The organism is Chryseobacterium sp. MEBOG06 (assembly GCF_021869765.1).
GTDB lineage: Bacteria > Bacteroidota > Bacteroidia > Flavobacteriales > Weeksellaceae > Chryseobacterium.
On the sequence record NZ_CP084580.1, the window covers coordinates 447,997 to 472,105 of the forward strand.

General features: G+C 35.7%; 22 protein-coding genes. 13 read left to right on the top strand and 9 right to left on the bottom strand.

Features of this window, described 5'->3' with window-relative positions; genetic code table 11:
* Nucleotides 1–30: 30 nt before the first annotated feature.
* Together ctlX and LF887_RS02070 are read left to right on the top strand one after the other, a co-directional pair.
* Nucleotides 31–954, top strand: a complete 924-nt coding sequence (ctlX, locus tag LF887_RS02065) for a citrulline utilization hydrolase CtlX (RefSeq protein ID WP_236857159.1) — start codon at nt 31–33, stop codon at nt 952–954.
* A 172-nt stretch (nt 955–1,126) separates the two neighbouring features.
* Nucleotides 1,127–2,881, top strand: coding sequence for a discoidin domain-containing protein (locus tag LF887_RS02070; protein WP_236857160.1), 1,755 nt, complete (start codon nt 1,127–1,129; stop codon nt 2,879–2,881).
* Nucleotides 2,882–2,929: 48 nt separating this feature from the next.
* Here the strand turns inward: LF887_RS02070 and LF887_RS02075 are convergent, their stop codons facing one another.
* The 6 genes from LF887_RS02075 to recJ all read right to left on the bottom strand — a co-directional run bounded on the left by LF887_RS02075 (nt 2,930) and on the right by recJ (nt 11,601).
* Nucleotides 2,930–3,790 carry an alpha/beta hydrolase gene (locus tag LF887_RS02075; protein WP_236857161.1) on the bottom strand — a complete coding sequence of 287 codons (861 nt, stop codon included), beginning with the start codon at nt 3,788–3,790 and terminating at the stop codon, nt 2,930–2,932.
* Nucleotides 3,791–3,868: 78 nt separating this feature from the next.
* A complete protein-coding gene (locus LF887_RS02080) occupies nt 3,869–6,121 on the bottom strand; it encodes a TonB-dependent receptor domain-containing protein (protein WP_236857162.1) in 2,253 nt (750 codons plus the stop codon).
* Between the two features lie 44 nt (nt 6,122–6,165).
* On the bottom strand, nt 6,166–8,427 hold the full coding sequence (locus LF887_RS02085) for an outer membrane beta-barrel family protein (protein ID WP_236857163.1): 2,262 nt from the start codon (nt 8,425–8,427) through the stop codon (nt 6,166–6,168).
* 241 nt (nt 8,428–8,668) lie between these two features.
* Entirely contained in the window at nt 8,669–9,010 is a 342-nt protein-coding gene (locus LF887_RS02090) for a DUF3817 domain-containing protein (protein ID WP_236857164.1), read from the bottom strand.
* 256 nt (nt 9,011–9,266) lie between these two features.
* Nucleotides 9,267–9,851, bottom strand: a complete 585-nt coding sequence (gene nadD, locus LF887_RS02095) for a nicotinate (nicotinamide) nucleotide adenylyltransferase (protein ID WP_236857165.1) — start codon at nt 9,849–9,851, stop codon at nt 9,267–9,269.
* A 37-nt stretch (nt 9,852–9,888) separates the two neighbouring features.
* Nucleotides 9,889–11,601 carry a single-stranded-DNA-specific exonuclease RecJ gene (gene recJ, locus LF887_RS02100; RefSeq protein ID WP_236857166.1) on the bottom strand — a complete coding sequence of 571 codons (1,713 nt, stop codon included), beginning with the start codon at nt 11,599–11,601 and terminating at the stop codon, nt 9,889–9,891.
* A gap of 110 nt (nt 11,602–11,711) precedes the next feature.
* Here recJ and LF887_RS02105 point away from each other — a divergent pair, with 110 nt between their 5' ends.
* Nucleotides 11,712–12,524: a M48 family metallopeptidase gene (locus LF887_RS02105; RefSeq protein ID WP_236857167.1), complete on the top strand. Its 813-nt coding sequence runs from the start codon at nt 11,712–11,714 to the stop codon at nt 12,522–12,524.
* A gap of 85 nt (nt 12,525–12,609) precedes the next feature.
* Here LF887_RS02105 and LF887_RS02110 read toward each other — a convergent pair whose 3' ends face one another.
* Nucleotides 12,610–14,232 (bottom strand): ABC-F family ATP-binding cassette domain-containing protein, encoded by a 1,623-nt coding sequence (locus LF887_RS02110; protein WP_236857168.1) that lies wholly within the window; start codon nt 14,230–14,232, stop codon nt 12,610–12,612.
* Nucleotides 14,233–14,353: 121 nt separating this feature from the next.
* On the opposite strand from LF887_RS02110, the gene smpB reads away from it, so the two are divergent.
* The 5 genes from smpB to LF887_RS02135 all read left to right on the top strand — a co-directional run bounded on the left by smpB (nt 14,354) and on the right by LF887_RS02135 (nt 19,092).
* Nucleotides 14,354–14,812 carry an SsrA-binding protein SmpB gene (gene smpB / locus LF887_RS02115; protein ID WP_236859461.1) on the top strand — a complete coding sequence of 153 codons (459 nt, stop codon included), beginning with the start codon at nt 14,354–14,356 and terminating at the stop codon, nt 14,810–14,812.
* A 77-nt stretch (nt 14,813–14,889) separates the two neighbouring features.
* Nucleotides 14,890–16,404 (top strand): OmpA family protein, encoded by a 1,515-nt coding sequence (locus tag LF887_RS02120; protein WP_236857169.1) that lies wholly within the window; start codon nt 14,890–14,892, stop codon nt 16,402–16,404.
* A 93-nt stretch (nt 16,405–16,497) separates the two neighbouring features.
* The gene (locus tag LF887_RS02125; protein WP_236857170.1) at nt 16,498–17,238 is read left to right on the top strand and encodes a YebC/PmpR family DNA-binding transcriptional regulator; all 741 of its coding nucleotides are present in this window, start codon (nt 16,498–16,500) and stop codon (nt 17,236–17,238) included.
* 57 nt (nt 17,239–17,295) lie between these two features.
* The gene (locus LF887_RS02130; protein WP_236857171.1) at nt 17,296–18,120 is read left to right on the top strand and encodes a UDP-2,3-diacylglucosamine diphosphatase; all 825 of its coding nucleotides are present in this window, start codon (nt 17,296–17,298) and stop codon (nt 18,118–18,120) included.
* Nucleotides 18,121–19,092 (top strand): glycosyltransferase family protein, encoded by a 972-nt coding sequence (locus LF887_RS02135; RefSeq protein ID WP_236857172.1) that lies wholly within the window; start codon nt 18,121–18,123, stop codon nt 19,090–19,092.
* Here the strand turns inward: LF887_RS02135 and LF887_RS02140 are convergent.
* Nucleotides 19,081–19,371 carry a GNAT family N-acetyltransferase gene (locus LF887_RS02140; protein ID WP_236857173.1) on the bottom strand — a complete coding sequence of 97 codons (291 nt, stop codon included), beginning with the start codon at nt 19,369–19,371 and terminating at the stop codon, nt 19,081–19,083. The genes LF887_RS02135 and LF887_RS02140 overlap by 12 nt on opposite strands.
* Nucleotides 19,372–19,438: 67 nt before the next feature.
* Complete coding sequence (locus LF887_RS02145; RefSeq protein ID WP_236857174.1) at nt 19,439–20,188, bottom strand: RDD family protein; 750 nt, start codon at nt 20,186–20,188, stop codon at nt 19,439–19,441.
* A gap of 27 nt (nt 20,189–20,215) precedes the next feature.
* On the opposite strand from LF887_RS02145, the gene LF887_RS02150 reads away from it, so the two are divergent.
* The 5 genes from LF887_RS02150 to LF887_RS02170 are packed head-to-tail and all read left to right on the top strand — an operon-like array spanning nt 20,216 to nt 24,103.
* The gene (locus LF887_RS02150; protein WP_236857175.1) at nt 20,216–21,205 is read left to right on the top strand and encodes a stage II sporulation protein M; all 990 of its coding nucleotides are present in this window, start codon (nt 20,216–20,218) and stop codon (nt 21,203–21,205) included.
* Nucleotides 21,189–21,866 (top strand): DUF4013 domain-containing protein, encoded by a 678-nt coding sequence (locus tag LF887_RS02155; RefSeq protein ID WP_236857176.1) that lies wholly within the window; start codon nt 21,189–21,191, stop codon nt 21,864–21,866. Before LF887_RS02150 ends, LF887_RS02155 begins: the two co-directional genes overlap by 17 nt.
* On the top strand, nt 21,863–22,150 hold the full coding sequence (locus tag LF887_RS02160; protein ID WP_236857177.1) for a hypothetical protein: 288 nt from the start codon (nt 21,863–21,865) through the stop codon (nt 22,148–22,150). The genes LF887_RS02155 and LF887_RS02160 overlap by 4 nt, the downstream gene beginning before the upstream one ends.
* Nucleotides 22,143–22,934: a DUF4129 domain-containing protein gene (locus LF887_RS02165; protein WP_236857178.1), complete on the top strand. Its 792-nt coding sequence runs from the start codon at nt 22,143–22,145 to the stop codon at nt 22,932–22,934. Before LF887_RS02160 ends, LF887_RS02165 begins: the two co-directional genes overlap by 8 nt.
* An 11-nt stretch (nt 22,935–22,945) precedes the next feature.
* Nucleotides 22,946–24,103: a DUF4350 domain-containing protein gene (locus LF887_RS02170; protein ID WP_236857179.1), complete on the top strand. Its 1,158-nt coding sequence runs from the start codon at nt 22,946–22,948 to the stop codon at nt 24,101–24,103.
* The last annotated feature ends 6 nt before the right edge of the window (nt 24,104–24,109 follow it).

Genomic DNA, 24,109 nt, shown 5'->3' on the forward strand with positions numbered 1-24,109 from the left:
CATATATTAACACCCTCAAACTTAAAAACAATGCAAACAACAGATACAGTATTAATGATAGAGCCGATTGCATTCGGTTACAACGCAGAGACAGCGAAAAATAATTACTTTCAGGTAGAACAGGCCGGTTCAGATATTCAGTCAAAAGCTTTGGCAGAGTTCAATACTTTTGTCGGGAACCTGAGAGGCAGAGGAATTAATGTAATCACTATAAAAGATACCCTGGACCCTCATACACCTGATTCCATTTTCCCAAATAACTGGGTAAGCTTCCATAAAGACGGAAAAGTGGTTTTGTACCCTATGTTTGCGTCAAACAGAAGAGTGGAAAGACGAGATGATATCATTGAAAGTATCAAAGATCAGGGATTTGAAGTTACTGAAATTGATGACTGGTCTTTTTCTGAAACGCAGGGACATTTTCTGGAAGGAACAGGAAGCATGATTTTTGACCACGATCAGAAAATTGCTTATGGTTCAGTTTCTTTAAGGCTGGATGAAAATCTGTTCAGAGAATTCTGTGAAAAATATGGTTTTACGCCAGTTGTTTTCCATTCTTATCAAACTGTGGGAACAGAAAGACTTCCTATTTACCATACCAATGTAATGATGTGTGTGGCAGATAAGTTTGTTGTCATCTGTCTTGATTGTATTGATGATGAATTGGAAAGAGAAAAGATAATCGAAACGATCAAGAGTTCAGGAAAGGAAATTATCGAAATTTCTGAAGAGCAGATGCAGCAGTTTGCTGGAAATATGCTTCAGGTTCAAAATAAAGACGGTGAAAAATTTCTGGTAATGAGCCAGACTGCTTATAAGTCTTTGACATCTGGGCAGGTAGCTGCTATTGAAAAATATTGCGAAATTATTTATTCTGACCTGAATACTATTGAAGTAAACGGAGGAGGAAGTGCAAGATGCATGCTTGCTGAGGTTTTTCTTCCGAAAAAATAATCATTCTCAATTAAAAATTTAAACTTCTGACTTTATTTATAAATTCAGAAGTTTTTTTATAGGATCTCCTGAAGTTTTTACAGTTTTTTATATCTGTCCCCCACTGATAGAGTATGGATTTAGAAAACCAAAAAAAGTTAGCTAACTTTGTCTTAATTTTTAAAATCTGAAAATGAGACAATACTTTTTATCATTAGCAATTTTTTTTGGAATGATTGTAGGAGCACAGCAGAAAACCTTCTGTAATCCAATCAACATCGATTATGGATATACACCTTTTGAAGTTTTTTCCACACAGGGAAAACATCGTGCTACAGCAGATCCGGTGATTGTCAATTTTAAAAATAAACTTTTCCTTTTCTCAACCAATCAGGAAGGATATTGGTACAGTGATGATATGCTGGACTGGAAGTTTGTAAAAAGAAAATTCCTCAGAGATAAAAAATATATCCATGACCTTAATGCTCCGGCAGTGTGGGCAATGAAAGATACATTATACGTTTACGGTTCTACCTGGGAGCAGGATTTTCCGATCTGGAAAAGTACTAACCCTACTAAGGATGACTGGAAAATAGCTGTAGATACTTTGAAAGTAGGAGCATGGGACCCGGCATTTCATTACGATGAAGATAAAGATAAACTTTACCTGTATTGGGGCTCAAGTAATGAGTGGCCATTGCTGGGAACTGAAGTGAAAACCAAAACATTGCAGTCTGAAGGCTTCGTAAAGCCAATTCTTAGGTTAAAACCAGAAGATCATGGCTGGGAGAGATTCGGGGAATATAATGACAACGTTTTTCTGCAGCCCTTTGTAGAAGGAGCATGGGTGACCAAGCACAACAATAAATATTATATGCAGTACGGAGCACCGGCTACTGAGTTTAGTGGCTATTCTGATGGGGTATATGTGAGTAAAAGCCCTTTAGAAGGATTTGAATATCAGCAGCACAATCCGTTTTCTTATAAACCGGGAGGTTTTGCAAGAGGAGCCGGGCATGGGGCCACTTTTGAAGATAATTACAAAAACTGGTGGCACGTTTCAACCATTTTTATTTCTACTAAAAATAATTTCGAAAGACGACTGGGAATCTGGCCGGCAGGGTTTGATAAAGATGATGTAATGTACTGTAATACAGCGTATGGAGACTATCCTACTTACCTTCCGCAGTATGCACAGGGAAAAGACTTTGCCAAAGGACTTTTTGCAGGATGGATGCTGCTGAATTATAACAAACCCGTTCAGGTTTCTTCTACTTTGGGAGGATATCAGCCAAACTATGCGGTGGATGAAGATATCAAAACGTACTGGAGTGCAAAAACAGGAAATTCAGGAGAATGGTTTCAGACAGATCTTGGTGAGGCGTCCACTATCAATGCTATCCAGATAAACTATGCAGATCAGGATGCTGAATTCATGGGGAAAACATTAGGGAAAATGCATCAGTATAAAATTTATGGTTCAAATGATGGGAAGAAATGGAATGTAATTGTTGATAAAAGCAAAAATACAAAAGATGTTCCCCATGATTATGTTGAACTTGAAAAGCCTGTCACTGCAAGGTTCCTTAAAATGGAAAATCTGAAAATGCCTACAGGAAAATTTGCTTTGAGTGGTTTCAGAGTCTTCGGAAAAGGAGGAGGTGAGAAACCTAAAAAAGTGGAAGGATTTGTACCTTTAAGAGCTGATCCTAAGAAGTACGGTGAAAGAAGGAGTATATGGATGAAATGGCAGCAGAATCCCGAAGCAGATGGATATGTGATCTATTGGGGAAAATCTCCGGATAAATTATATGGAAGTATTATGGTATATGGTAAAAACGAATATTTCTTTACAGGGGCAGACAGAACAGATGCTTATTATTTCCAGATTGAGGCTTTCAATGCCAGCGGAATGTCTGAAAAGACTGAAATTGCAAAATCTGAATAGATAAGTTATAGATACAAAAGGTAGCACGCTTTAACGAATTAAGGCGTGTTATTTTTTATCAATACGTTGGATGAATTTTTCAATTTGGTCTATCAGAAATTTTCTATTTGGAATTTTGTCCCAATCCAGATGACCTCCGTTAAACTCATATGATTCATGCATCACATTATTATTAACTAACGCTGAATCTAATATTTTTTCCTGTGTAAGAGGGATAACGCGGTCCGTTTTTCCATAATAAGAGAGAGTAGGGGGTGAGGTTTTGGTTATCCAGTGTACCGGACTTCCAAAATCAATAGCTGAGGTCTCTGAAGGAAGTATATTAGGATCAATCAGATGCTTTTCCACAAAAGGATAATCTTCATATGTTGCAAAGCCGGGATCTGAAAGATCAGAAGGGCCTACAATATTGATCACTGCTTTTACCTTTTTATCTGCATCAAAATGATAAGCATACATCATAGAAAGATGTCCGCCCGCACTATTTCCCAGAAGAATCAACCGGGGGTTGTAATTCAGCTTCCTTTCGATAAAAGCTATGGCACTTTGGATATCAATCATCTGATTTGGAATGGCGTATTGAGTAGTGGAAGCCAGTCTGTAATTCATATTGACAAAAATATCATCAGGAAACCTCTGCATCATACTAAGCGTGAATAAGGTGAGTTGAGATTTGTTTCCGCCACGCCAGCCGCCGCCATGAATAATGATAAATACATTTCTGTTATTATCAGATTTTTGATGAGGTATATAAAGGTCCATACTCTGCTCAGGAGCATTGCCATAACGGATGTTCTCTTCCTTATCAAAGCTGATAGTATTGCCAAGGCTTACCTTTTTCTCTTTACAGGCTGTGGATAGAAAAAAGAGGCTCGCAAACACAAAAGTGAGAAATATTTTTTTTTTCATAGATATTAAAGATAAAAAACCCGCTGAACAATCAACGGGTTTGTAATAAAAATAATTAAATATGAAGAATGATAACTTTTATCTTGTTCTGTTTTTGATGGAGTCAGATGCTCCTTCAATATCTCTCACTTTTTTTACCTTTTGGTTTCCGAAGTTGTAGGTCATGCTTATCATTACATTTCTGTTGTAACGGTTTTGGTGGATATAATTATAATTTCCGTTATCCTGCTGATCTTCTATTTTGATGATATTGGTATTTAAAATATCATTGGCATTGATCGCAAAAGTCCAGTCGTTCCACATCTTTTTGATGCTGAGGTCTAAGCTCATTAAGCTTTTCAATGTTCCAAGCTCAATCTGCTGTTTGTCTACAAAGTAATAATTGATCCCAAAGAACCAGCTTTTCTTCTTATCAAGACGAATGGTATTATTGGTCTGGATCAAAAGACTGGTAGATTTTGTTTTATTGGTATAAACAATATCTTCCCCCTTCTCATTTCTGAACTTATCGCCTGTAGTAGGATCCGTGTCAAGGCTTCCATTATTGATATTGTGCTGGACTCCGATATTGAAATTGGTCGTCCAGTATTGTTTGAAAAATGATTTCTGAAGACCTACCATTGCAGACATTTCCTGCTTATTACCAAAATTGGTTCTGATATATCTTAATACCGGATTTTCTCCTACTTTACCATCAGGCGATACCGGATATCCCTGTAACGGAACCTGTGTGATAGCATCCTGAATATAAGAATGATTTAAAATCAGGAAGTATGAATTTTTGTACATATAAGTAAGCTCCTGATTATAAGTTGAAGAAGCCTTTACGAAAGGGTTGTTTTGTGTATAATTGGCTTCAGTCAGAATATTTCTTACCGGATTCAGCTCCCAGAAGCTTGGCCTTCTCATTCTGCTTGAAAAGGAATAAGAGATATTGTTCTTATCATTGACAGCATAATTAAAACTTAGATAGGGCAGTAGATTATTATAATTTCTTTCAATCTTTTTAAGTGCCTCCGTAGGTGCATTATCAGAAGTTCCAAGACTATTGGTGATCTCATATCGGGCCCCAACTTTTCCTGAAATTTTATCAGATAATTTCTTTTCTATGGTTACATAAGCACCGTAGATATTTTCATCATAGATAAAATGATTGGGCCTTGGATCAGGAGCCAACAGAGGATCATAAGAATAAGTAATATTTTTCGAATCGTTATCTGTTTTCGTTTTATTATAATTTCCACCTACTGAAACTGTCAGATCATTTTTGAACTTTTGAATATAATCCACCATACCGGAGAAATTATTAATGATCTGGGGGAGACTTTGTAAAACCTGCATAGTCCCTTTTTTTACGTCCATGTTTACATCTGAAAGAAAAGTCTGATTGTCAATATTCTGGAACCTTCTGTAGTTAAGATAGGCTGCGTTCAGATTCAGTTTGCTGCCTAAAGAGTCTGTTTTTAATTCATAATTTAAATTCAGGGAATTATTGTATGATCGTGTATTCTCTCTATTTTTGGACCAGGTATATTTTGTTTCCTTTTCAGTCCTGATCGTATTAAACAAATCTACGGTTGAGTTATCGCTTTTATTGGTCCATGTATTATAGGACAATGCAAGATTGCTTTTATCATTTATCTGATAATCGATATTCAGATAACCGCCAATATTTTTATTCGGATCATCAACGTTACCTTTAGATTCATTAGAGGTAGTTGCAGTACCGTTTCTTAAAATATAAGTTTGTGGCTCAATATTTTCCCCGCCGCTTACATTCGCGCTTATTCCCAGTTTATCCTTTCTGTAGTTAGCAGAGAAGCTGGCCTGGCTTGCATTGTATTTATTCTGAGTATTAGACATTCTCATATTTCCGTTAAGGCCATCACTCATCTTTTTCTTTAAAATGATATTGATGATCCCATCCGAAGATTCTACCTGAAACTCGCTTCCGGGAACCGTAATAACTTCAATTTTCTGAATATTTTCTGCCGGAGTATTTTTAAGAAACTGAACCAGAGAATCAGCATCCATATTCGTTTTTCTTCCGTTGATATAGATAATTGCATTATTTTTTCCTGCAATTTTTAATGTTTTATCGTCTGTTGATGATAATAATGGAGTCTGCTTTAGAAGATCAAAAGTAGTATTACCTTTAGCTACAGGAGACGCTGCTACATCATATACAAAACGGTCGCTTTGCTTTTTGAAAACCTGCTTCGTAAGCGTAATGCCTTCTATGCTTTTGGTTTTTACAGTGTCAGATTTCTTTTCCTGAGCTGCTGCGCAGGTTCCGAATATGATTACAATGGACAAAAGTATACGTTTCATGTTTGTTTTTTTAAGAGTGGTGAAGTGATATGAGGCTTTAAAAATTAGGTTCTTGATTTTACAGCGTCATTAGCTGATTTCATTTCCCTTGCTTTTTTCAGTTTCTGATTTCCGAAATTATAGGTAACTCCGATATTTAGTAATCTTGGATAGTTGAAGTTGGTTATATTATTAAATTTTCCGTTAGGCTGTACTCCTTTAACACTGTAAAAGCTTTGATTAAACAAGTCGTAAACTTCTGCTACAACCGTCCAGTCGCCTATAATTTTTTTGAGAGTGATGTCAAAACTCTGTCTGGCTCCTATCATACCACCTTCCATGGCTGTCTGGCTTGCAAAAAAGTAATTAACACCTAAGAACCAGTCCTTTTTAGAGGAAAGCCTGATTGTGTTATTAAATGTAGCAGACATATTATAGTTTTTAATGTCAATGATATAAGAATCTACTACTTCCGTTTCATCCGGTCCAGGTCTGGAAGTAGGATCTTCCAACACTGCCCCTTTGAAGGTTACATACCCCAGGTTCACAGAATAGTTCGTTGTCCAGATGTCTTTGAACCAGGATTTGTTCATTCCCAGAGTTAGGCTAAGTTCTCTGTTACTTCCATAATTGGTTCTTATATATCTCAGGAATCTTGTTGTTTGCATGATTTTATTCCCTTCTGGATCATATATATAATTTCCTTTATCATCTTTTACAGGAGCAGTTACAGTTCCCTGTAAAGGAAGCATATCAGAAGCGGCGGCATCTTCTACCATATTAAAACTCAGATTGGCATAGAATGCATTTTTATACATATAATTCAGTTCCTGATTATAAAATTTGGATGCCAGTATAAAAGGATTGTTCTGTGTATAATTGGTTGGCGTGAAGTAAGTTCTGGAAGGGTTCAGTTCCCAAAATCTTGGTCTTCGGATTCTGCTGGAGAAAGTATAGCTAAGGTTATGGTCTGAACTGATTGCATAATTTAAATTAAGATACGGCAGCAGGTTATTATAATTTCTTTCAAAACCGGTTTTGTCTACGATATCTCCCGTGCTTCTGGTCATTTCATAACGGGCTCCGATTTTTCCGAATAACTTTTCTGTCAGCTTTCTTTCGTAGTTTAGGTAGATTCCCAGAATATTTTCTTTATAAATGAAATGGTTCGTCTGAGCAGTATCTATTACAAAATTTTTATCCTCAAATTTATCCTGTTTCGTATCATTATCAGTGTTGGTTCGGTTGTAGCTAATCCCCATCAGCCATGTTTCACCTTTGGAAGTCTTTTTCAGATAATCTATATTAGCCGCATAGTTGTTGATAATCTGGGGTACAGACTGATGCAGGGCAGAATAATCATTACCTTTTACATTGTTTAAAGGAAAAGTTTCGTTGAAACTTACTTTATCCCTGTTGAACCATAAGTAGGAAACATTAGAAGTAAGCTTACTGCCCAGTGAATCTGTCTTTATTTCATAATTTAAATTGAAAGAATGATTTCTGGTCTGTGCATCTTCATTATTTACAGTTCTGTTTGTTAAAATCCCATTTTGGAAGTTGGTAATATCCAGAATAGAATTGAAACTTTTGTTGTATCTCATATTATAAGAAAATCCGATACTTTGTCTCTTACTGATTTCATAATCAAGATTGAAACCTCCTCCTACTGTTTTGTTGGGGTCATCATTAGATCCATAAGACTCATTTTTGAAAGTTGAATCACCATTAGACAATGTATATCTTTGTCTTTCAGTCCAGCTTCCCGTTCTGAAATTAGAATTTCCCGACCACTTTCCCTGTCTGAAGTTGAAAGACGCTCCAGCAGAAGGATTGTTATAATAAGCCTGTTCATTCTGCATTTTCAGAGTACCATTATAGCCGTTATTTTTGCTTTTTTTCATAACAATATTAATAACGCCTTCCTTAGATTCTACCTGAAATTCACTTCCCGGAACGGTAATGACCTCAATTTTCTGAATATCTTCTGATGGAGTGGACTTTAGCATTTCAATCAATGCCTCAGCATCCATATTTGTTTTCTTATTGTTGATGTAGATGACAGCATCAGATTTTCCCAGAATCTTCAATGTTTTTCCATCCACACTGGATATCATTGGAGTTTGCTTCAAAAGGTTGAATGTATTGGTTCCCTTGGCAATAGGTGAGGATGCTACATCATAAATCAGGCGGTCACCTTGTTTTTTGAAAACCTGTTTCTTGATATTGACTGCCTCAATAGTATTTACTTTCAAGCTGTCTTTTTTCTGCTGGGCTGTGATCAGTCCGCTGAAAAGTAGGGCTGCAATGAGAATTTGAGTTTTCATGATTATTATTTTTAGTTTAATAGCTTGTATCGTTTGTTATTTTACATTGCAAAGATATATAATAAATTTAGTATCATGCAATACAAAGTACTTAAAAATATTTTTAAATGAATTTAAAACGTTGATTTCCAGTAGTTAAAATTTATTCAAAAAAAATGATTTCTTTACCTTTCTGTATAATAAGACAACTGTAACAATAATTTTGTTACAGTAAAAAATGAAATTTTATGAAAAAAAAATGTTATTCTCTATCGAATCGGGCTAGTTTTTTATCTACCCAAATAGTTGCAAAAGGGAAAAAAGCGGCTAATAATGCGAACACAAAGTCTTCATCATCCCACTTAAAAATTTTTCTTACAGGCAGACAAAATAAGAGATAAAGACTAAAAAATAATCCGTGGATATTTCCCACAATAATAATGAAAATAGTAGGAAGAAGACCTTCATCGTCATATCTTTTCCAGATCATCGCAACCCCGTACAAAAGAAAACAGGTAATTGCTTCTGCTACGCAGATCTGTTTAAACCACTTAATGATTTTTTCCTGAGAATATTTTGAGAAAAATTTTTCGATGAAGTTCATAATTAGCGTTATGTTATGGCTACGGATATCTTGCTTTAGACTGGATAGCCTTTAGAGGTCATACGTGTCCATGGATGTGATAAAATAATTTTTATAATTCTTTTCAAACAGTACTTTGTATTTTCATTGGTTATAGCATGTGAGCCTGTCCTGTGTTTCTATGAGTTACTTTCCTTGTTCATAGCTTTAGGAAATGTAAAGGTATGACATTGTACAAGTACCAGAAAAAATAAACGGATAACATTTCTCATGCCTCTTAGTGATAGAAATTGCTTCCGTCCAGATATTCAAAAACTTCAGGGGGAAGCATCGGTCTCACATTCTTTCCTTCTTTAATCATAGTACGGATCTCTGTCGCAGACAATTCTATGACAGGAGCTTTTATCAGAGAAATATTTTCATGCTGTAAATATTCAGAATGTTTTTTCTCATCTTCGAACACTCTTGGATAAACAATGATGTGATGATTTTTGATAAGCATATCAGAATTCTTCCATTTGTGAAGACTTTCCAGATTATCTTCACCCATAATAAGACTGAAAGAATAATCTGGGTGCTTTTCATGAAGATAGGTGAGGGTGTCAATAGTATAGCTTGGCTTGGGTAGAGAAAATTCTACGTTGGAAGCCCTCATATTCGGGTAATTCTTTACCGCAAGCTGTACCATGTCCAGTCTGTTGTGGTCTTTCAGTAAAGATTTTTTGTCTTTGAAAGGGTTTTGTGGACTGACTATAAACCAAAGCTCATCCATATCAGAATTTTCCAGAATATAATTAGCCAAAATAAGATGTCCAATATGGATTGGATTAAAAGATCCGAAAAATAAACCGACTTTTTTCATTTGTTTAGCAAGCAGATGATGATAACAGGGGCACTAGTTAATCCCTGAATTTCACATCCTTAATATTGAGATAATGAGTGACATTGCCTTTCCAGTGGTTTTCTTCCAACGTAAATGCAAGATCGAAATTTTTATTTTTAAAATCTTCAACAAATTGTCCAAGTTTGAAGCCTACACATTCAATATTGCGTCCTGTAGATTCCTGTTTGATGTAGAACTTCAGGTGATTGTTATCTTTACCCATTGTTTTTACATATCCGGAAAGCTTCTGATTGGTCAATGTGAAAATAGGTTTCATATTGTGGGGCCCAAAAGGGGCCAGTTTTCTGTGGAAATTGATAAACTCCCTGTTGATTTCGTCAACTGTGATTTCAGTATCAATAGATATAGAAGGTTCTTTCTGATGTTCCCTAATTTTTTCAGAAACAATCTGCTCAAACTTTACCTTAAATGCATCAAATTTGCTTTTCTCCATTGAAAGTCCGGCAGCAGCATGATGTCCTCCGAATTTCAAAAAGTATTCCGAGCACAGGTCAAGGGCTTCATGGACATCAAAGTCAGAAACAGATCTTGCAGAAGCCACCATTTCACCATTATTTCCATCCGTAAAGACCAGCGTAGGTTTATAATACGTTTCAATAAGTCTGGATGCAACAATACCGATTACTCCCTTATTCCATTCAGGATGGTAGACAATTGTAGTATGTTTTGTTTCCTGCTGGGACTCTATAATCTGATTCAGGGCAGAAAGCGTAGAATTCATGTCCAGTTCACGTCTTTCATCGTTGAGACCCATGATATCATTAACAATCTGATTCGCGTGTTTCAGGTTGTCGGAAACCATAAGTTCAACTGCTGCTTTACCATGTGAAATCCGTCCTGCAGCATTGATTTTTGGGGCTATTTCAAATACGATATTTGAAATTTCAAAATGAGAAAGCTTATCTTCAGGAATCAGTAATCTTAATCCAAGATTTCTTGTCTTTCTGAGAACCTTTAATCCCATTTTTGCCAAAACCCTGTTTTCTCCTGTCATAGAAACAATATCTGCGGCAATAGAAATCGCAAGAAGATCTGTAAGCTCAAATAATTCAGCTTCAGGAAGCTTGTATATCGTGTTTAATCCCTGGCAAAGTTTAAAGCCCACACCACATCCTGAAAGTTCTTTAAAAGGATATCTGCAGTCACTTCTTTTAGGATCAAGTACTGCAATAGCATTTGGAATTTCTTCGCCTGGAAGATGATGGTCGCAAATAATAAAATCTATATCCAGACTACTGGCATAGCTGATCATATCAAGTGCCTTGATTCCGCAGTCCAGAGCAATAATGAGTGAATAACCATTCTCTTTGGCAAAATCAATGCCTTCAGTAGAAATTCCATATCCTTCGGAGTTTCTGTCCGGAATATAATAGTCTAAATATTTTTTCTCAACAATTTTGCTGAGATAAAGATACATCAGAGCAACGGCCGTGGTTCCGTCCACATCATAGTCACCGTAAACCAGTATTTTTTCACCATTTTCAATTGCAGTAGCAATACGCTCTACAGCTTTTTGCATATCTGCCATTAAAAATGGGCTGTGTATATCGGTAAGGTTCGGCTTGAAGAATTCTCTGGCCTTTTGATAATTGTCAATTCCTCTTAGAACGAGAAGTTTAGATTCAAAAGTACCAAAACCAAGTGACGAACTTAGTCTGTCTACAACTTCCTCATCGGGTTCGGGCTTGTAAATCCATTTTTGACTCATTTCACAAAAATAGGGAAAAAAAATAGCATTCTGAAAAGAACAGAAGCTAAGTTTTGACTTAATAATTGTTAAAAAAGGGCTATCTTCGTGCTCCAAATTAAAAAATGATTATGAAAAAAATTATAGTTTGCCTGATATTCTTAGGGGCAATGAATTCAATTAATGCACAAAAAATCAATCTTGGTAAAGCTGCAGGAATTGTTTCTAATGGTGCAAAAGCTTTAACCTTTACCAATGAAGATGCTATCAAATTATCCAAAGAATCAGTAGATTGGATGGATAAAAATAATACTGTAGCAGGCCCAAAAGACCCTTATACCGTAAGACTGAACAAATTGTTTGGACAGCATAAATCTCAGGACGGGCTGAATCTGAATTATAAAGTATATAAGGTTAAGGATATCAATGCTTTTGCCTGTGCAGACGGAAGTGTACGGGTATTTTCTTCCCTGATGGATGTGATGACGGATAATGAATTACTGGCTGTAATAGGTCATGAAATAGGACACGTTAAAAATCAGGACACCAAAGATGCGATGAAATCTGCTTATTTGAAGGCAGCTGCTTTAGACGCTGCTTCATCAGCTTCATCAGCTGTAGCTACTCTTAATGACAGTCAGATCGGAAAAATGGCTAATGCATTTGTAGATGCTTCTCACAGTAAAAAACAAGAATCAGAAGCTGATACCTATTCATATGATTTCATGAAAGCGAATAAATATGATGTAGTGGGAGCTTATACTGCCTTTAAAAAATTGGCTTTACTTTCAGAAGGAAGTACACAGTCCAGTTTTGAGAAGATGTTTAACTCCCATCCGGATAGTGAAAAAAGAGCTCAGGCGATCAAGAAAAGAGCTGAAAAAGACGGATTATGGAAAGATCCGGGAACTGTTAGCCTTCCCACTTCAAAGCTTACAAGATAATTATTTTATTTATTGTTTATAACGAAAACACCTCAAAGCATTGCCTTGAGGTGTTTTTATTGATATACTTTGGTAGAGTATCAGATTAAGAATACATTTTCTCTCTTAATTCTTTTACTTTTTTGTCAGCAAGATATTCATCATAAGTCATCTCTCTGTCGATAATTCCAGACGGAGTCAATTCAATGATTCTGTTACAGACTGTTGAAAGCATTTCGTGGTCATGAGATGCCAATAAAAGATTTCCTTTGAAGTTTGATAATGAGTTGTTCAAAGTAGTAATACTTTCAAGATCCAGGTGGTTGGTAGGTTCATCTAATAGAAGAACGTTTGCTTTCTGAAGCATCATTCTACTGAACATACATCTCATTTTTTCTCCTCCGGAAAGTACCTTACAAGATTTTAAAGCTTCATCACCTGAGAAAAGCATTCTTCCTAAAAATCCTCTTACGAATTCTTCGTGACGCTCTTCATCATTCTTTGTGAATTGTCTTAACCAATCTACTAAGCTTTGATCTTCCTGGAAGAATTTTGTATTGTCTAAAGGCATGTGAGACTGGTTTGTGGTAACGCCCCATGCAACTGTTCCTTTGTCAGCTTCCACATTTCCTGCTAATATTTCGAAGAACTCTGTAATAGCTAAAGAGTTTTTGGAAAGAACAGCTACTTTATCACCTTTCTTAAGATTTAAATCAATGTTGGAGAATAAGAGTTCACCATCCTTTGTTTTCTCAAGATCTTTTACGTCAAGAATCTGATCTCCGGCTTCTCTTTCCATTTCAAAAATGATAGCTGGGTACCTTCTTGAAGATGGCTTGATGTCGTCAATATTTAATTTGTCGATCATCTTCTTTCTTGCAGTAGCCTGTTTTGCCTTAGCTACGTTAGAACTGAATCGGGCAATGAAATCCTGAAGTTCTTTTTTCTTTTCTTCAGCTTTCTTATTGGCCTGAGCTCTTTGTCTTGTTGCCAGCTGAGATGCCTGGTACCAGAACGAGTAGTTACCGGTATAAAGGTTAAGTTTAGCATAATCTAAATCTCCGATATGAGTACAAACCGTATCAAGGAAGTGACGGTCGTGAGAAACCACGATTACCGTGTTTTCATAGTCTGCAAGGAAATCTTCCAACCAAGAGATCGTGTCAATGTCAAGGTCATTCGTAGGTTCATCCAGAATCAATACATCAGGATTTCCAAAAAGTGCCTGAGCTAAAAGAACCTTTACTTTGTCCTTGTTCTCAAGTTCACTCATCATCTGCCAGTGCATATCATCTTTTACACCTACGTTAGAAAGCATAGTCTGTGCATCAGATTCTGCAGTCCAGCCTCCCATTTCATCATAGATTACACCCAGTTCACCGGCCTTAATTCCGTCTTCATCAGAGAAATCTTCTTTTGCGTATAACGCATCCATTTCCTCTTTTATCTCGTATAATTTTTTATTACCTCTCAAAACAGCTTCAAGAACAGTAAACTGATCATAAGCAAAGTGATCCTGCTCCAAAACTGACATTCTTTTCCCTGGCTCCAGAGATACGTTTCCTGTTGTCGGATCCTGCTTTCCTGTTAATATTTTAAGGAATGTAGACTTTCCTGCACCGTTTGCTCCGATGATTCCGTAGCAGTTTCCTTTGGTAAACATAATATTTACCTCGTCAAAAAGAACTCTTTTCCCGAATTGTAAAGATAAGTTAGATACTGTTAACATATAGTTTTGTAAATTTGGCGCAAAAATACGAAAAGAATTTGGGTAATTTGTAATAATATAATAGTCAAGTTTTTAAACGTATGGTATTTTTTATATATTTCATTAACGAAATTTTAAAATGATGAAGATTGAAAAAACAGTTAGTATACTAAATAAAAGAGCCCGCTTTGAATATGAAATTCTTGAAGAATTTGAAGCCGGCATGGTTTTGACGGGTACAGAGATAAAATCTTTACGTTCATCTAAAGCATCCATCACAGAATCGTTCTGTCAGTTTATTGATGGGGAATTATACATTATTAATATGATGATTGATGAGTATAAATTGGGGACTTTTTATAATCACAAGACAAAAAGGGAACGGAAATTGCTCTTGCACAAAAAAGAATTGCAAAAACTTGAAAAAAAGTTAAAGGATGCAGGTAACACAATTATTCCTTTAAAATTATATATCACTGATCGAGGGAAAGCAAAGGTGCTGATAGCGCTTGGTAGAGGGAAAAAACTTTTCGATAAAAGGGAGACGATAAAAGATAGAGAAAATAAACGTAACCTGGACAGAATATTAAAGAAAAGTTAAAAATCATTTGAAAAACTTTGTATATAAAGAAAAATTATATTTATTTTGCATTATCAATTATTTAATCATTTAATTCTATGAAAAATCTAAAATTAGGAATTTCAGCATTGGCGCTTACTGTTGCCTCTACTGTTTTCGCGCAGACTACCAACAATCCGTGGTTGATCGGGGTTGGTGCTCACGCTGAAAACCATATAGCAGCAAGAGGTACTTTTAGTAATACGTTCTCTGCTAACAATTTGACAAAGAGTATGTTCAATGTGAACAACTTCTCTATTACACCTCCATTGTCTAAGTTAACAGTTGCTAGAAACATTGGTAAAGGTTTAGTTATTGACTGGCAAACTTCTGTTGGAAATGTTGAAAACAAAAAATTCAACATGGGGAAAGAATTTTTCCTAATGACAGGTCTTGGTTTCCAGGCTCACGCTGCAGGTCTTTTATGGAACGAAGAATCTTGGTTTGATCCATATTTAAGAGTTGGTGCTAACTATTTAAGACATGACTATTCTGCACTTACTTTCCCAAGAAACGCTGTAGATGCTAACGGTAACTATATCGAAACTGTTAGTAACGGTAAGGATGGTAACGAAAATGGTAAAGCTAACCACTTTACTGTAGCTACAGGTGCTGGTGCTAACTTCTGGGTAACTAAGAACTTCGGTCTTGGTATCCAAGGTGACTATGTATCAACTCCAGGTGATCACTCTACAGTTGCTAACTTCTGGCAAGCTTCTGCATCTATCTTATTTAGATTCGGAAACAGAGACAGAGATAAAGATGGTATCCTAGATAAAGATGACCTTTGTCCAGATACTCCAGGTTTACCAGAATTCCAGGGATGTCCTGATACAGACGGAGATGGTGTTCCAGATAAAGACGATCAATGTCCAGATGTTGCTGGTCCAGTTGAAAACAACGGTTGTCCTTGGCCAGATACTGACGGTGACGGTGTAATCGATAAAGATGACGCTTGTCCTACAGTAGCAGGTCCTGCTGAAAACAACGGATGTCCTTGGCCAGATACTGACGGTGATGGTATCTTAGATAAAGATGATGCATGTCCTACAGTACCAGGTCTTCCTGAATACAACGGATGTCCAGCTCCTAAGAAGCCAACAGCTGTAGTAGTAACTGAACAATTAAAAGATATCTTATTTGATTTCAACAAAGCTACGATCAGACCTCAGTCTAACGAAAAATTAGACAGTGCTGCTAAGATCATCAAAGAAGCTGACGCTGAAAACTTCGTAGTAGTAGGTATGACAGATGCTAAAGGTGCTGCTGCTTACAACTTGAAACTTTCTAAAGAAAGAGCTGCTTCTGTAGTAGGTGCTTTAGAAGCTAGAGGTGTAAACCCTGCAACATTGAAATCTATTGGTATCGGTTCTCAGGAAGCTACTGTTCCTGCAACTGCATCTGATGCTGAAAGACAAAAAGACAGAAAAGTTATCGTAAGAGCGATCTCAGGTGCTGAGTGGGATACTTACAAGAAAAATGACTTAACTGTAGCTAAACCAGCTAAAAAAGCGGTTAAGAAAGGTGCTAAAAAAGCTCCGGCTAAAAAAGCTCCAGCTAAAAAGAAAAAATAATTAATTTTTCTAAATAATGAATACCTCCAATTCTTTGGAGGTATTTTTTTTTTGTTGACTTTTGAGTAATTTTGTTGAAAATTAAAAATTAAAATGGGAAGAGCATTTGAATATAGAAAAGCTTCTAAAATGGCCAGATGGGACAAGATGGCCAAAACATTCTCTAAAATAGGAAAAGATATTGCATTGGCAGTAAAAGCGGGTGGAACAGATCCTGAAGCCAATCCTGCGCTGAGAAGATGTATCCAGAATGCAAAAGGGGCCAATATGCCTAAGGATAACGTAGAAAGAGCAATCAAGAAAGCAAGTGGTGCTGATGCTGAAAACTACGAAGAGATCACTTATGAAGGATACGGGCAAGGTGGTGTTGCTTTTTTTGTAGAATGTACTACGAACAATACGACAAGAACCGTAGCCAATGTGAGAGCTATTTTCAACAAATTTGATGGTAACCTTGGGAAAAATGGGGAGCTGGCATTTATCTTTGATAGAAAAGGTATTTTCACGATTGATTTAGCTCAAATCAAAATGGATTGGGACGATTTTGAAATGGAAATGATTGATGGAGGTGCTGAAGATGTAGAAAAAGATGAAGATGAGGTAATGATTACAACGGCGTTTGAAGATTTCGGTTCTTTATCTCACAAATTAGATGAGCTTGGCATTGAAGCGAAGAGCGCAGAACTTCAAAGAATTCCAAATAATACAAAAGAGGTGAATGCAGAACAGTTCAAAGCTAATATGAAGATGCTTGAGCGTTTCGAAGATGATGATGACGTACAAAACGTTTACCACAATATGGAAATCACAGAAGAGCTGATGAACTCTTTATAAAAAATAATATAGCATTCATATACAGTTAACTTTCAATTAGTTTCTTTGTATAAAACTATGAAAAGAAACATTGAACTAGTTGTTATATCGGATGTTCATTTGGGAACTTATGGATGTAAGGCTAAAGAATTGCTGAGATACCTCAATTCTATCCATCCTAAAACCTTAGTTTTGAATGGGGATATTATTGATATCTGGCAGTTCAAAAAGTCTTACTTCCCTAAACCTCATTTGAAAGTGATCAAAAAGATCCTTTCGTTTGCTACCAAAAACACAGATGTCTACTATATTACAGGCAATCACGATGAAATGTTTCGTAAATTCACAGATTTCGAACTCGGAAAACTTAAAGTCTGTAATAAAATCTGCCTGAATATCGACCAGAAAAAAACATGGATATTTCATGGCGATGTTTTCGATGCCTCAGTCCAACATTCTAAATGGATCGCTAAACTCGGAGGAAAGGGATATGATCTCCTTATTGCTATCAATAATGTTGTCAATTGGTTCTTGGAAAAAATGGATAGAGAAAAATATTCATTTTCAAAGAAAATCAAAAACAATGTAAAAAAAGCGGTAAAATATATCGGGGACTTTGAGCTTACGGCTTCTGAACTGGCCATTGACAATCAATATGATTATGTAGTGTGTGGACATATCCATCAGCCACAAATCCGAGAGGTTGTCAATAAAAAAGGATCATGTACCTATCTTAATTCCGGTGATTGGATTGAAAACCTGTCAGCTCTTGAATATAATGATAAAGAATGGTCGATCTTCTATTATGATGATCATAAGCATTTGCTGAAAGACGATGAAATGGAAGAAATTCAGGACATGGATCCTTCCGCTCTTTTAAAAATAGTAACCAATTTTTCTTAAATGAAGGTTTTGTATGCATTTCAGGGAACTGGAAACGGGCATGTGGCAAGAGCACAGGAAATTATTCCAATCCTAAAAAAATACGCTTCAGTTGATACATTGATTAGCGGACATCAGTCGCAATTAAAGGCTGATTTTGATCTTGATTTTCAACATAAAGGCATTTCGCTGCTTTATAATAAAACAGGGGGATTATCCTATCGGAAAACTTTTACAGAGAATAAATTTATTCAAGCTATAAAAACGATAAAAGAACTTGAGCTTTCACAGTATGATTTGATCATCAATGATTATGAACCTCTGACAGGTTGGGCCTCTAAACTGAAGAAACTGCCAATGATAGAACTCAGCCATCAGGCATCCATGAGTTTTGCTGAAACACCCAAACCCTTGAAGAAAGATTTTCTGGGAGAGATGATTTTAAAATACTACGTTCCCAGTGAGCGAAAGATCGGTTTTCATTTTGAAAATTATCATCCTCAGATAAAAAAACCTGTTATCAGAGGAAAGATAAGAAAACTTAATCCTTATAAACAGGGCTATTACGTAGTATATCTTCCTAGTTTTGCAGACGAAAATATCATTAAAGTTTTAAGAAAAATTCCTGTGGAATGGAAAGTCTTTTCCAAATACAGTAAAGTACAGGTAAGGATTAAAAATGTTGAAGTCTTTCCAATTGACGAAAGTCAGTATCTGAAGTATTTTGAAGGTTGCGAGGGGATTCTGTGTAATGCGGGTTTTGAAACTCCTGCCGAAGCACTTTTTATGGATAAAAAGTTATTTGTAATTCCTATTCACAATCAGTATGAGCAGGAATGTAATGCCTGTGCTTTAGACAAAATGGGCATACCGAATTCTAAAGTTTTAAATCTCCAGGAAATTATGGAGTGGGTAGCTTCCGATCATCATCTGAAAGTAGACTACCCGAATGATATTGAAGAAATTCTGGTGAAGGAAGTTTTAACTCTTTAAAAAAATATCCTCCACATCTTTCATTCTTGTCATGACAGCCCTTGCATAAGAACAGTGAGGGTATACCTTCCAGTTATTTTCTCTGGCAAACTTCAGGGCCTCTTCTACCAAAAATTTTCCCATTCCTCTGCCTTCAAATTCAGGGTGAACCAATACAAAAGAAATGATTAGTTTATGGTCTTCAGGGAAAATAGTATACGTAAGCCTTCCAACCTCTTTTGTTTCATTGTTTAGAGTAAGAACTCCGCCGTTTCCGGATTTATTGTTTTCAAATTTCATGATTCAGCACTTTAGTGTTAATAAAGATACAAAAACTTGGCCATCCTTATGAGCTGTTGATTTGTTGTTAATTATCTTTCCCGGTATAGTAATTATAATCTTTAATAATAACGTTAATAAACTGTCTTTCTGTCATTTTAGTAGGATCTATTTCCAGTTTCAGAATGCTTTTGATCTTATTTGAAAGTTTATTGATAATTTGGCGGTCATCTACTTTTAGCGCTTTCGTATAATTATCCTTGATGATCCTCATGTCATTATCGCTCAGAGCAATAACCTGTGGGAAAGTAGGAATATAATTTTCCTGAATATTTTCCAAAATGGTATGAGAGATATTAATATTGTTTTTTAAAGAAATAACAGCAGTACCTGAGGCTATATCCCCTAAACGCTGGTTGTTTTTCGAAACAATCATTGAAATTAATCCGATCACTCCTGCGAAAGAAACATCAACAATCCTGAATACCCATCGAATAAGGTAATCACCAAAACCAGCCTGATATCCATCAATTTTCACAACTCTTATTTTCATGACCTTTTTGCCTGGAGTCTGGCCTTCCATAAGGCTTTCCAATACAAGAGGGTAGATATAAATAGGGAATGTAAGAATAATATAAACTGCCCGGATAGACCATTCATCAAGTCCGTTTAATAGATACCCTAAATCAAAAATATTGAAGAACAGATAGAGTACAATAACCACATATGCTACCCTTATCAGAAGATCAATAATGAATGCCAGCATTCTTTCTCCTATACTGGCCATATTAAAGCTAATATTTACATTTTGTGAGGTATTTATCGCAATTTGAGACATATTTTTTATTATTTTAGCCTTACAATTATGAGAGAAGTTTATTTCATTAAACAAAATAAAGAAAAATGGTTGGGAATAGAACAGGTTATTGATGGGAAAATTAAAAAAAATCCTGATGACCTGTCTTCGTTATATATTAACCTGATCAATGATCTTTCTTTTGCCCAGACTTATTACCCTAAAAGTAATACGACGGTTTACCTGAATCATTTGTCTTCTCAGATTTTTCAGAAGATCTATAAAACAAAAAGGGTAGAGCAAAACAGGCTGATTTATTTTTTCAGGACTGAAGTTCCCTTATTGGTGTACCAGTACCGGAGATACCTTGCCTATGCTTTTCTTTTTTTTATTCTCTTTACTTCAATAGGGGTGCTTTCTGCGATCTATGACAAAGGTTTCTTAGCAGTTGCCATACCAAATGGAGAATCTTACGTGAATGAGACCATAGAAAATATTAAGAAAGGAAATGCCGTTGCAATATATGAAAGCGGTTCTACCTGGGGAAGCACTATCGGTATTATTTTCAATAATATTCAGGTAGGTGCCAAACTCTATATTTATGGTATTGCGGGAGGAGTAGGGACTTTATATGCGCTGCTTTCCAATAGTGTAATGCTGGGAGCCTTTCAATATTTTTTCTATGATTACGGAGCCCTGAAAGATAGTGCAAGAGGAATTTGGCTTCATGGAGTATTTGAAATCTTTGCAATGGTAATAGAGGCTATGTGTGGATTGATTTTAGGCGCTTCTATTCTGTTTCCGAGGACTTTTTCCAGATTTAATTCTTTTAAAAAAGGGTTTAAAGATTCATTCAAAATATTTCTGAGCACCATTCCCTTTACAATTTGTGCAGGAATTATTGAAGGTTATGTAACAAGACACGCACTGAAGATGCCTTTGGTTTTAAATCTGGTGATTATCTTCAGTTCACTTGCGATTGTAATATTTTACTATCTTTTGTACCCTTCTATTGTCAATAAAAAAACAAATAAACACATCAATGATGCAATTTTATAAAAAGAGAGAATTTGGAAGCTTTATCAGTGACAGCTTTAATTTCTTTAAATTATATGGGAAAAATTATTTCAAAAGCTATCTGTTGATCAATGGATTGGTGTTGATCTTAATGGTGGCTGTGGCTATCTTTGGATATAAAGAGATTTTTGCTCAGATCTTTGCCTCCAATTTAGGCGGTGAGTCCTATTATTTCGAACAGTATTTCTCTGATAACGCCGGAATGTTGATAGGAATTGGATTACTGACTTTTCTGTTGCTGATGATTTTGATGATAATAAGTTATCTCTATCCTGTTTTTTACCTGAAAAGAATTGCCCAGGGAGCTGAAAAGGTAAAAACGGATGAGATTTTAAGTGATTTTAAAAAAAATGCCGGCAAAATAGCCAAACTATGTATAGGACTGACTTTTATTGTTGCACCGCTGGCTTTTTTCGTGATTGGCTTTTCCTATATCCTGATATTTCTAATCATAGGAATCTTCCTGATATTTTTAATCTACCCTACGATATTTAACGCTGTTACATTTTTGATGTATGATTATTTTAATTCAGACAGAACGTTTTTTGAAAGTCTGAGCTATTCTATAAGATCACAGTTTTCTTACCCGAACGGAAGGGAAAAATCCCCTTACTGGAAATATTGGGGGGATCTATTGTTATGATTACTATTATATCAATCATTTCTTCCATTTTTACCTATATTCCGTTGATCTTTTTTTACGGATCAGTTCTTACCTCTACACCAGATGGTAAATTCGAGGAAAATCCTTTTACAGGAGCTTTGGGTCTTATATTTTTTGTATTCTATGGAATTTCTATGCTGCTTTCATTCATTCTTTCGAATCTGATGTATGTGAATGCAGGATTAATGTATTATGACAGCAGAACAGACCTTCATCAGAAAGTAGAACTTGCAGAAATAGACACTATTGGTATCAATGAATAAGATTCTTTTTTTCATATTGTTTTCTCTCTCTTTTGGGCTTGTCAAAGCTCAGGATGATGGGCCTGCAGGTGATTATCTGGATGATTCTCTCTATATAAGCGGGCATTATCATAATATGCTTCGTGCAGATTCGGTATTGATGAAAAATCCGGCTTCAGAAAATGTGGTCTATCCAAAGCAGTTTAAAGAAAACATTCCGTCAAGGTATAAAGGAAACGAATTTGACTATTCTGTATCAAAGCCAAGAGAATCTTTCTCGCAAAAGCTGATGAGAAAAATAAACCAGTTTTTACAAAGTATATTCGGGGAAACAGCTTTTACAAAATCTGCAGAATTTACGACAGTTCTTATTCGTCTGTTTGCCATTATTCTTGTAGGTTTTTTGCTTTATTTTATTATAAAATATATTCTTGGGAAAGAGGGAAATTTCATGTTTGGAAAAAAGAACAGGAAATTGGATCTTAACGTACAGGAGCTGAATGAAAATATTCATGAAATTAATTTTCCTGAAAGTATCGCAAAGTTTGAAAATGAAAAAGACTATCGTTCTGCAGTTCGTTACCAGTTTTTGTTTATTCTTAAAAGATTAAGTGATAAAAAACTGATCAATTGGAATCCTGAAAAAACCAATAAAGATTATGCCGGAGAATTAAAAGCTCCGAATCTTCAAAAAGACTTTTCCGATTTATCCTATATTTTCGATTATGTCTGGTATGGGGAATTCAATATTGAAGAACAAAGTTATCAGAAATTTAAAAATCAATATCAGGCATTTAAACCATAATAAAACAAACCATGAATAAAACTTTCAAAATATATGCTGTAATTTTCATCATTGTGATGATTATTTTGGCGTTGCTTGAAGTTAATAAAAAAGAGACCGTAAACTGGCAAAAGAATTTTGATATTCATGAAAAATCTCCTTTTGGTCTTTTTGTTTTCAGTAATGAAGCAAAAAATCTTTTTAAAAATAACCTGAAGACTATTGAGCAATCTCCTTACGAGTACTATAGCAAGCAGCCAAAAGAAACCCATAATATTTTGGTTATAGAAAATGATATTGATGAGGGATCCTGGAAAAAAATTCTGGATCAGGTAGCAAAGGGTTCAGATGCAATGTTAATGGTAAGCCGTATGCCGAAAGCTGTTTCAGATACGATTGGATATTACGACTCTGAGATCTCTTTTGAAGAAGAAAATGTACTGAAGTTTACTGAGAAAAAATACCAGAACGATTTTGTTATATTAGATAAATTTCCATCAGGAAGAGGATTTTCATTTATTAAACCCGGAGTTGAAGTATTAGGGAAAACGGTGGAGAAGAAGAACACGGATCAGGCAAACTTTATTAAAGTGAAATTTGGAAAAGGGAATATTTACGCCCATACAGAGCCTCTTTTTCTTACCAACTATTATCTTCTCAAATCTGGAAATACAAAATATGCGCAGGATGTATTCTCCTATCTTCAGGATAGAGAAACAGTTTGGTTTGTGAAAAGCAATACCAAAGAGTCACGCTTCTTTATGAAATTTGTACTTTCAAACCCTGCCTTAAAATATGCATGGTGGGTTTTGTTGGGAGGGCTTGTGCTGTTTATTTTATTTAATGCTAAAAGAAAGCAGAGAATAATACCTGTGCTAGAACCATTGAGAAATACCTCTCTGGATTTTGTTAAAAGCATTGGAAATCTTTATCTACAGGAAGGAGATTTTCATGACATGATGGCAAAAAAAGCACAATATTTTCTAAATAAAGTAAGGTTGGATCTGCTGATCGATACCCAGAATTTAGATGAAGAATTTGCTAAAAAGCTGCAGCTAAAAACAGGGAAAACTATGGAAATGATCAATGAAGCAATCGTGCTGATCAAAAAAGCTCAGGATCCTTATGCCAGCGTAATGAAGGAAGACCTTGCGAGAATCAACAGACTGCTAGACGAAATATTAAAATAGAGAAAC

What these genes read in the sequence shown, in the direction of transcription:
- LF887_RS02140 (WP_236857173.1), bottom strand. Translation starts at nt 19,371, where the DNA reads ATGAAATTTGAAAACAATAAATCCGGAAACGGCGGAGTTCTTACTCTA.
- LF887_RS02135 (WP_236857172.1), top strand. Translation starts at nt 18,121, where the DNA reads ATGAAGGTTTTGTATGCATTTCAGGGAACTGGAAACGGGCATGTGGCA.
- LF887_RS02130 (WP_236857171.1), top strand. Translation starts at nt 17,296, where the DNA reads ATGAAAAGAAACATTGAACTAGTTGTTATATCGGATGTTCATTTGGGA.
- LF887_RS02155 (WP_236857176.1), top strand. Translation starts at nt 21,189, where the DNA reads ATGATGCAATTTTATAAAAAGAGAGAATTTGGAAGCTTTATCAGTGAC.
- LF887_RS02145 (WP_236857174.1), bottom strand. Translation starts at nt 20,188, where the DNA reads ATGTCTCAAATTGCGATAAATACCTCACAAAATGTAAATATTAGCTTT.
- LF887_RS02105 (WP_236857167.1), top strand. Translation starts at nt 11,712, where the DNA reads ATGAAAAAAATTATAGTTTGCCTGATATTCTTAGGGGCAATGAATTCA.
- LF887_RS02120 (WP_236857169.1), top strand. Translation starts at nt 14,890, where the DNA reads ATGAAAAATCTAAAATTAGGAATTTCAGCATTGGCGCTTACTGTTGCC.
- smpB (WP_236859461.1), top strand. Translation starts at nt 14,354, where the DNA reads ATGAAGATTGAAAAAACAGTTAGTATACTAAATAAAAGAGCCCGCTTT.
- LF887_RS02075 (WP_236857161.1), bottom strand. Translation starts at nt 3,790, where the DNA reads ATGAAAAAAAAAATATTTCTCACTTTTGTGTTTGCGAGCCTCTTTTTT.
- LF887_RS02165 (WP_236857178.1), top strand. Translation starts at nt 22,143, where the DNA reads ATGAATAAGATTCTTTTTTTCATATTGTTTTCTCTCTCTTTTGGGCTT.
- LF887_RS02070 (WP_236857160.1), top strand. Translation starts at nt 1,127, where the DNA reads ATGAGACAATACTTTTTATCATTAGCAATTTTTTTTGGAATGATTGTA.
- LF887_RS02150 (WP_236857175.1), top strand. Translation starts at nt 20,216, where the DNA reads ATGAGAGAAGTTTATTTCATTAAACAAAATAAAGAAAAATGGTTGGGA.
- nadD (WP_236857165.1), bottom strand. Translation starts at nt 9,851, where the DNA reads ATGAAAAAAGTCGGTTTATTTTTCGGATCTTTTAATCCAATCCATATT.
- LF887_RS02110 (WP_236857168.1), bottom strand. Translation starts at nt 14,232, where the DNA reads ATGTTAACAGTATCTAACTTATCTTTACAATTCGGGAAAAGAGTTCTT.
- LF887_RS02125 (WP_236857170.1), top strand. Translation starts at nt 16,498, where the DNA reads ATGGGAAGAGCATTTGAATATAGAAAAGCTTCTAAAATGGCCAGATGG.
- LF887_RS02090 (WP_236857164.1), bottom strand. Translation starts at nt 9,010, where the DNA reads ATGAACTTCATCGAAAAATTTTTCTCAAAATATTCTCAGGAAAAAATC.
- LF887_RS02170 (WP_236857179.1), top strand. Translation starts at nt 22,946, where the DNA reads ATGAATAAAACTTTCAAAATATATGCTGTAATTTTCATCATTGTGATG.
- ctlX (WP_236857159.1), top strand. Translation starts at nt 31, where the DNA reads ATGCAAACAACAGATACAGTATTAATGATAGAGCCGATTGCATTCGGT.
- recJ (WP_236857166.1), bottom strand. Translation starts at nt 11,601, where the DNA reads ATGAGTCAAAAATGGATTTACAAGCCCGAACCCGATGAGGAAGTTGTA.
- LF887_RS02080 (WP_236857162.1), bottom strand. Translation starts at nt 6,121, where the DNA reads ATGAAACGTATACTTTTGTCCATTGTAATCATATTCGGAACCTGCGCA.
- LF887_RS02085 (WP_236857163.1), bottom strand. Translation starts at nt 8,427, where the DNA reads ATGAAAACTCAAATTCTCATTGCAGCCCTACTTTTCAGCGGACTGATC.
- LF887_RS02160 (WP_236857177.1), top strand. Translation starts at nt 21,863, where the DNA reads ATGATTACTATTATATCAATCATTTCTTCCATTTTTACCTATATTCCG.